6 protein-coding genes are annotated in these 7,864 nt (G+C 47.0%); all 6 read left to right on the top strand.

What is annotated here, in order from left to right; all coding sequences use genetic code 11:
• Positions 1-699, top strand: a 699-nt coding sequence (locus Q7C21_RS21990) for a phage baseplate assembly protein V (protein WP_375151099.1), incomplete at its 5' end; no start/stop codon positions are given.
• Positions 699-1,118: a DcrB-related protein gene (locus tag Q7C21_RS21985; RefSeq protein WP_003849020.1), complete on the top strand. Its 420-nt coding sequence runs from the start codon at positions 699-701 to the stop codon at positions 1,116-1,118. The genes Q7C21_RS21990 and Q7C21_RS21985, both read left to right, overlap by 1 nt.
• Before the next feature lie 2 nt (positions 1,119-1,120).
• Positions 1,121-5,644 carry an RHS repeat-associated core domain-containing protein gene (locus Q7C21_RS21980; protein WP_375151098.1) on the top strand — a complete coding sequence of 1,508 codons (4,524 nt, stop codon included), beginning with the start codon at positions 1,121-1,123 and terminating at the stop codon, positions 5,642-5,644.
• Positions 5,644-6,054, top strand: coding sequence for an immunity 22 family protein (locus Q7C21_RS21975; protein WP_033761564.1), 411 nt, complete (start codon positions 5,644-5,646; stop codon positions 6,052-6,054). Before Q7C21_RS21980 ends, Q7C21_RS21975 begins: the two co-directional genes overlap by 1 nt.
• 211 nt (positions 6,055-6,265) lie before the next feature.
• On the top strand, positions 6,266-6,577 hold the full coding sequence (locus Q7C21_RS21970) for a hypothetical protein (RefSeq protein ID WP_033761562.1): 312 nt from the start codon (positions 6,266-6,268) through the stop codon (positions 6,575-6,577).
• 448 nt (positions 6,578-7,025) lie between these two features.
• On the top strand, positions 7,026-7,463 hold the full coding sequence (locus tag Q7C21_RS21965) for a hypothetical protein (RefSeq protein ID WP_181405318.1): 438 nt from the start codon (positions 7,026-7,028) through the stop codon (positions 7,461-7,463).
• Positions 7,464-7,864: the final 401 nt, after the last annotated feature.

Here is a 7,864-nt window from a genome sequence, read left to right as displayed (position 1 = left end):
GTCTCCAGCGCCTGGGCGGGTCAGGGGTTCGGCGGGGTGCAGATCCCGCGCGTTAACGACGAAGTGGTGGTGGACTTCATCAACGGCGATCCGGACCGTCCGCTGATTATCGGCCGCGTGTATAACGAGGCAAGCATGCCGCCGTGGGCGCTGCCTGCTGCGGCGACGCAGATGGGTTTTTTAAGCCGGTCGAAGGATGGCACGGCGGATACGGCGAACGCGCTGAGGTTTGAGGATAAGGCGGGTGAAGAACACCTGTGGATCCAGGCACAAAAGAACATGGATACCCATGTTAAAAATGATGAATCACATAGTGTTGGTGGCTCACAAACCGTCAGCATTAATCGAGACTACAAAGGTAAGGTGGCCGGTGCGCATGAGCAGGCAACACAGCTTTCACATACGGAGGTAATTGGTGGTGGTTTTTTACAACTAGTGCAGGGAGGCATTGTGCAAGCTTCTGATACCGGAATACGTCTGGTGGCTGGTCAATCCATTCTGGAATTAGGCGCTAACGGTCAGGTCAATCTGCAATGTATAAATTTCACAGTGAACGCGTCCGGGCAGGGTGAAATTAATACCGGCGGTACGCTGGATTTAAATATTAGTAAACCTGCCGCTGCTTCTGATACAGAGCCCACATCAGCACAAATTCAGAATGCTGTAAAAGCGGCATTTAATCAGGGAAGTAAAGAATAATGGAAATTAAATCATTTGCTCTTTCAGAGGGCACCCTCAACTTGTCTGATGCCTGGCAGGATCACAGCATCAATGTTCTGAAATTTCCTGCCAGTGATGCAACTTTAGTCATCACCCGCGCATGGGATATCTCACCTGAAGAAGAAAATGACTATTTCTCCCAGCAGCTGGCCAGGATTAAGCAGCGAATGAAGAAGGTTGTAATGGGTGAGCAGGTGACAAGCACTATTGCGGGCCAGTCTGCAAAAGAGGTCAAACTCTCTTTCGAGAACCAGCATGTCATGATGTATGAACAGCTAGCGATCGTGCGAATGGAAGATCATCTCCTTGTACTGACCTTTAGCCGAACGACCCCTTTTGATGCAGATACAGATGCGCTCTGGAACTCAGTCAAAGCGGGTATGCAACTGGGAGTCTGACGATGACGGATTTTATTGCAGCCCGTATCGACGACCCCCTGGTGCATAGCTCGGCGCTTGCCGATTTTGTGGGAGGCCTGGTAGAAGGTGCCATCGTTGCAGGAGTGATGCTGGCAGCGGGTACAGGAATTGGTGCGGTGATTGGCGGTGCAGCGATTGCCGGGCTGATTTTCAGCGGAAAACTTGAGGAAATCGGCGACGCTGCAGGCAAATTTGTCGACAGCGTAATTGATCCCGGACCGCCTGATGCGATCATCATCAGTGGGTCTGACGATGTGTTGATAATGGGGAAAAAGGCAGCGCGCGCAGCCGGCACTGTGGATCGTGGCTATCTTAATATGCCAGTTGCCCAAGATGAAGGCATTGACTGGGCGGGGATCGGTATGCTTGCGCTTACTGGCGTAGCAATGGCAATGAAAACAACACTGAATCCCGGTGCTGCGCTTATGTCAGTGGCTGAGAAGGCTAGCCACATTACGTCTGATGACATTAAAGATTGGGGAAAAAGCGTCTGGACCAGCCTGACTCAGCCTGTGGTGGAAAGTGCAAACCCTTATGCGGCACCCATGCCGCAGGATAAAGTCGCATGTGCTAAAGGCCATATGGTCACCAGCAGTAATTTTATCGCGCAGGGTTCAAAAAAAGTGTTAATCAATAACCAGCCTGCTGCGCGTAATGGTGACAAAAGCACTTGTGAAGCAGTTATTAAAATTAGCGAAAATCCCCGTGTACGCATCGGCGGCGATACCATTACAGTGCGTGACATCCACAGCGGTAAAAACATGCTGGCGTATATGGCTGGTAATTTACTGGGCGGGGCCCTGGCAGGGGTACTGCCACAGCTGATCAAGTTTGGTTACAGCCGTCTGATTCTGCGCGGCCTTGCTAAAGAAATCATTTGCCCGCTCGGCGGCATCGTCGCAACCGAAGCCGCTGCTCAGGCAGTCATTAAAGCCAGTAGTACGGCATTTCCTGTCAATATTGCTACTGGCGCTAAAATCCTTGCACAGGATGAAGACCTCGATTTTGTGCTACCGGATCGCATACCACTCAGATGGCAGCGTATTTACCACAGTCGCAACTTAGCAGCCGGGATATTAGGTACTGGCTGGATGCTGCCTTTTGAAACCCGCTTGTATCGTTTGCCGGATAATCAACTGATGTTTCGTGATATGACTGGCCGTGAGTTGGGCATGGGCAAGGTCAATACAGGAGACGTCATTGATTTTCAGGAAGAAGGTCTGAAACTGTTCTGTAGCCCGAACGGTGCGATGGTGATACAGCATCATGACGGCGAACACCAGCTTTACGAACCGGATCCCTTAAATATGGGCGAATGGCGCCTGCATCGTCTCTACGATCGCCATGAAAATGCTCAATATTTTGAATGGAATAAGCAGGGGCAGTTGGTACGCATCTTTAGTGATAATGAAGCACTTGATGTCGAGCTTGAGTATCAGGAGTGGGGACGGCTTAGCGCAGTATATCAGGTTTGTGGAAATACGCGCCGCTGCATGGTGTCTTACCGTTACAACGAGCAGAACCAGCTGATCATGGTGAGCGATGCGGACAACATCGTTTTGCGCCAGTATGGCTGGGATCGGGCTAGTGACATGCTGGCATGGCACAGTTTTTCAACCGGCCTGAAAGTTCAGTATCAGTGGCAACCCGCTCTGGACAGCAGGCACTGGCGAGTTTCTTCCTACCAGGTGCTGGATGAACAGGCAAGCGTGCTGGAAAACTGGCGTATTAATACTGACGAAAAAGAACGCATCGCCTATGTGAGTAACGATGAAGGTGTATCCAGTCAGCATCGCTGGGATATGTTGTACCGTATAACGGCTTATACCGATGAACATGGCGGTAGCTGGGCATTCAACTGGGCTGGGACCAGTGAACAGCTAAATGAGATGGTACAGCCCGACGGAGCCCGCTGGGAGTACGCTTTTGATGCGCGTGGAAATCTGACGATGGAGCGCGATCCGCTGGAGCGCACCACGCTTAAAACCTGGCATCCGTTATATGCGCTCCCGTTGAAAGAGGTGTTACCGAACGGTGCAGTATGGCAATACGAGTATAATCTAGCCGGTGATGTTGTGTCTCTGACCGATCCGGAAGGTGCAACCACGCTTTTTAAATGGAATGAACAGGGAGATCTGGTTGAGCGCATAGATGCTCATTGTAACCGGCACTGTTTCTGGTGGGACAGTCGTGGCCAACTAATCCGCGAAGAAGACTGTTCCGGTTACCCTGCTCGCCGTCAGTATGATGATACAGGAAGGCTGGTAAGCATCACGGATGCGCTGGGCAATACACAGCGATTTGCATGGAGTCCGGCGGGGCGACTTGAAATTTTAACGCGTCCGGACGGACGTGAAACCCGATTCGAATACAATAAAGCCGGCTTACTATGCGGGCAAAGTATTGAAGGTATTCTGGCGCATAAAGTTACTTTAAATTCCCGTGGTCAGGTCATTGAGGCAGTTGATCCGGCGGGCCAGAAAACACAGTTTCGTTTCAATCGGGCTGGGCGACTGACAACATTAATTAACAGCAACATGCAGGAGTGGCATTTTAGCTATAGTTCGACTGGATTATTGCAGCAGCAGCAGGATTATGCAGGACGGAAGACCGAGTATCATTACAATGCGCTCCAGCAGGTAGAGTCGCTTATCCGCCATCCGGACAGCAGCAGCGAAATGCCGCCTCAAGTCACGAACTATGAATATGATGCGCTGGGGCGAATGACGGCGCGTGAAACATGTGAGCATCGGACCGAGTTCCGGCACAGTGCCCTGGCATTAGAGATTTGTCGCGCGCCATATCAGGAATGGCGTCAGGCTGCTATTGAGATGCGTGACCCGGAACATGCTGAATATCAGATATTTACCTATAATAAACTGGGCAGATTGATCAGCGAAAAAAATCATTCAGGGGAGTACTGTCATCAATATGATGCACTGAATAATCTGAGTGCAACGTCATACCCGGATGGACAGAAAATCGACTTTCTTCGTTACGGCAGTGGACATCTTCTGGAGATTCAACTCTCCTTCAACGCGAAAAAGTTGTCCCTGGCAGGATATCAGCGAGACCGTCTGCACCGGGAAACGAATCGCACGCAGGGCGTGCTAACGCAGGAGACATATTATGACGTGGCGGGACGGATTTCCCATCGGCGCTGTCTGGACAACCCGCGTAAAACGCTGATTGCAGAAAGACGTTACCAGTGGGATCAGGCCGATCAGATTATCCGTCAGATTTATACAGATGGCACACCGTCGTCGCCGCAGGAGAAATACCGACAGTTGCTATGGGGATACGATGCAGCTGGCAGGGTGACGCAAAGCATAATGCCGGGCTGTGATGAACAGTTTTTGTATGACGCTGCAGACAATCAGACAACACAGGATTTGCATCCGGTACGGAATAACATGCTGAGGCGTCTGGATGGTGTGCGCTGGGAATATGATGGCTTTGGTCGTATGACGGAGCGGCATGATAGCCACCGGGGTATTGTGCAGCGTTTTTTCTATGACAGTGAGCATCGTATCAGTGATGTTCAGATTGAGGGTGATATTGAATTCAGCCGCGCGCAATACTTGTACGATGCGCTGGGACGCCGTACGGAAAAACGCGTCTGGCGGCACCGTCAGGAGCAGCCGGAATGCACAAAATTTGCCTGGCTGGGCATGCAACTGGTTGGTGAAAGCAGCACTCACAGGCCAGACACAGGCGTACGCTATGTTTATGCAGAAAACAGCTACGAACCGCTGGCACGTATTGACAGCACAGGCGCGCATAGTGATATTTACTGGTACCACACCGAGATAAACGGCCTGCCGGACAGGCTGACTGATGAGGAAGGCAAAAGCGTCTGGCGCGGCAACTTCTCTGTCTGGGGGCGCACCCTGTCAGAACATTGTAATGCGAGCTGGGGCGTGCCGCAGAACCTTCGTTTTCAGGGACAGTACCTTGACCGTGAAACCGGGCTGCACTATAACACGCTAAGATATTATGACCCGCGCGGCGGTCGCTATACGCAGCCGGACCCGATAGGGTTAAAAGGTGGATTGAATACTTACACCTATGTTAATGATCCAATGGTTTGGGTGGATCCATTAGGCTTGATTCCTTGGGAAAAAGGCACGTTTAACTCCTGGTTTAATGGCGCATCAGTTCAGGATATTATCGATAATAAATCAGCTGTTGAGAGTGCTCTTCGAAGTCCCGGTGGTATGCATGAAATGTTCCCTGTATCGATAGCATCTAAAGCGAAAGAGTTAGGGTTTAGCGCAGAAGAGCTTAAAGCAATGACAGTTCCGACTAGCGAAATTACATTTATTAATGTCACTGATAGGAATGGAATGCCTGTCCCAAATGGTCCTCATCATGGAAGTAAAGCAGGGCGGCATTTCCATAACAAACTTATCAGTGATTTAAAAAGTGCTGAAACTAAGATGCAAGCCATAGACATTATAGAAACACACCATTCGATCCACATGAAACGAACAGGATGCTTTTGATGAATACTAATTACGACGCGGATATTGTACATCTTTGGATAGGAAGTAATTATGATTCCGAAAAAGACTATTTGAAATATTTTGAGCTTGATTACTCAACTGAAGGGGATTTTGAGGATCCCTCCTATAAAGTTTGTGCATTTTGTCAGTATCTTGGCACAAAGTGGTACGATGAAGACTTTATAGGAATAATACCAAGAGAAGAAAAAGATGTTCCTCTTAATGAGATACTTGAGCAAGCAGCAGTTGATCTAAGCGAGATGGAAAAAATAAGAAATACATGCGCCAACTTGGGAATTGATAAAGCAAACGCCATTTTATGGTATTCAAATCTTGACGTTGATAATTTTCCTGCTATAGGTAGTGATTTTAAAGGATTAAAATATATTGGTTGCTTCAAAGGTGATTGATTTAACACTTTAAAAGTGATCTAACCTAGTTTCTTGGTATCTACCGGAGGCGGCTATTATGCTCATTCCGGTTTTTATTCATAATTTCAACTCTCTGCTATTTTCTTAGAGATGCTCATATCCTTCAGTGAAAATTAACGATAATTTATATTTTATTATCTATTTTGACGAGTCTACTATTTTCATCGTGAGCTGGTCGCGAGGTTCAAGAATGCTTTCAAGTGGAACTATTTACTATTTAAATGAAGATGAAATTGTTTATTACAAGAAGAAATCCTTGGAGGTAAATAGCGATGCCTCTATTAAGCTATATCAGTATTATGCATTTTCAAATTTCATCAAGCCTGACATGATAAAATGGTTGAAAATATCTGCCTTACAAGGAAATGAGGTTGCCAGGTACAATTATGCGGTTTATTTGATAAATAAAGGAGACATGATTGAAGCTTCGAGATTGATCGATGAGATTCAATCTTCTGGTGATGCTGCATCAGCTAATGAATTGAGAGAAAAGATTAGGTGAGTACATTTATGGGTATTTTATTAATCAATTTATAATTCTCTATGTTGCTTTTTAAAATTTCTCCAACTTAAGGGTAAATTTCACTGGGGTTATGATTAGGCTGGTAACTTAGCTCAGCTTTCTAAATTAATAGATCATCCGCAAGCGAGTCCTCAGGCATTAAATTTTCATTCTTCTATTTAAAGTCGCATTTTATCCGCATATTTGACCGCCCTGACTCAATCATCAAACTAATACGGAAACAACCAGCGTCAGATTTTCTTTATTATTAAGATTAACGGGTGAAGTTTATTTGTAACTTATCATAAATTCCGTGAGTGATTTTATTATTAGCAGTGTAGGATATTCGGATAATGTTGAGGGAGGTGGCCTTAGCAATATTGCTATAATTAGCGGCTACATAACGATTCTGGCTGCTAATTGATTTTTAAAAATGGATGGCAACAACATGGAAATTTTAGCATTTTTATTCTTCTGGTCAGTGACGGTGTATTTTATCTGGAGCAGTAAGATTTCCTATGGAAAAGAAACGCTGGCTGGTATAGGGAAAGCTTTTGTTGGGATTTTTATCGCCATTATCGCTATTGGATTCGTGCTTAAAGGACTGGCAGCTATAATTCCGGGTTTTACCAGGGACGCCGCAGGGGACTTAATGGAGGCGTTAGGTGCATCATTATTTTTTATATGGGGTATGAAATTTATACTTGTCGGATTCTGCAATATGTTTGGCACTGTTATGGATTTTCACAAGAAATATAATGCAGACAATTACAGGCGGTTTTCACCGGCTATCAGTAAGCTGGCACCAGGGCTGTTCATTTTTTCAAAGGTCATTCTTTCTCTTGGAACTATAGTGATTTATTACGGCATCTGGCTGGCGAATTAAACTAAGAAGGGAAACAGGCTGTTAATATTAACAAGGAATATACTTTTCTTTTACGTCGGGCTTCTCCAGGGAAGCGATCTAACAGCGCTTCCGAAAATGCCTTTATACCCTGGCCAGAGAAGAAATCCTGCATTACCGTTGCGCTGCCAGGCAGCTTCCAGCCAAGGGACTGGAACCAGTTGCCTCCCTGATATCGGTTTAACTCACATCTGACGCTAATTAACCACGGATGACTCACCCTGCCTGGAAGTCTGGGCCGCGTATGAAGGCTGCCAGTGTGAGATAAATATGTCTGACTGGCTGTTTAAAAAGCCTGCCATGACGGGCTAAAAGTCTTGCAACACCATGGGAACTAAACCGGGACGGTGCGCTGCCTGTGTAGAGTTAAAAATGGTAGGTGA

It is taken from the genome of Pantoea sp. ANP04, from assembly GCF_041982285.1.
Taxonomy (GTDB): domain Bacteria; phylum Pseudomonadota; class Gammaproteobacteria; order Enterobacterales; family Enterobacteriaceae; genus Pantoea; species Pantoea eucalypti.
The sequence above is the reverse complement of the archived record's forward strand: the minus strand, read 5'-3'. Positions and strand labels throughout refer to the sequence as shown.

What these genes read in the sequence shown, in the direction of transcription:
- Q7C21_RS21985 (WP_003849020.1), top strand. Translation starts at nt 699, where the DNA reads ATGGAAATTAAATCATTTGCTCTTTCAGAGGGCACCCTCAACTTGTCT.
- Q7C21_RS21980 (WP_375151098.1), top strand. Translation starts at nt 1,121, where the DNA reads ATGACGGATTTTATTGCAGCCCGTATCGACGACCCCCTGGTGCATAGC.
- Q7C21_RS21975 (WP_033761564.1), top strand. Translation starts at nt 5,644, where the DNA reads ATGAATACTAATTACGACGCGGATATTGTACATCTTTGGATAGGAAGT.
- Q7C21_RS21970 (WP_033761562.1), top strand. Translation starts at nt 6,266, where the DNA reads ATGCTTTCAAGTGGAACTATTTACTATTTAAATGAAGATGAAATTGTT.
- Q7C21_RS21965 (WP_181405318.1), top strand. Translation starts at nt 7,026, where the DNA reads ATGGAAATTTTAGCATTTTTATTCTTCTGGTCAGTGACGGTGTATTTT.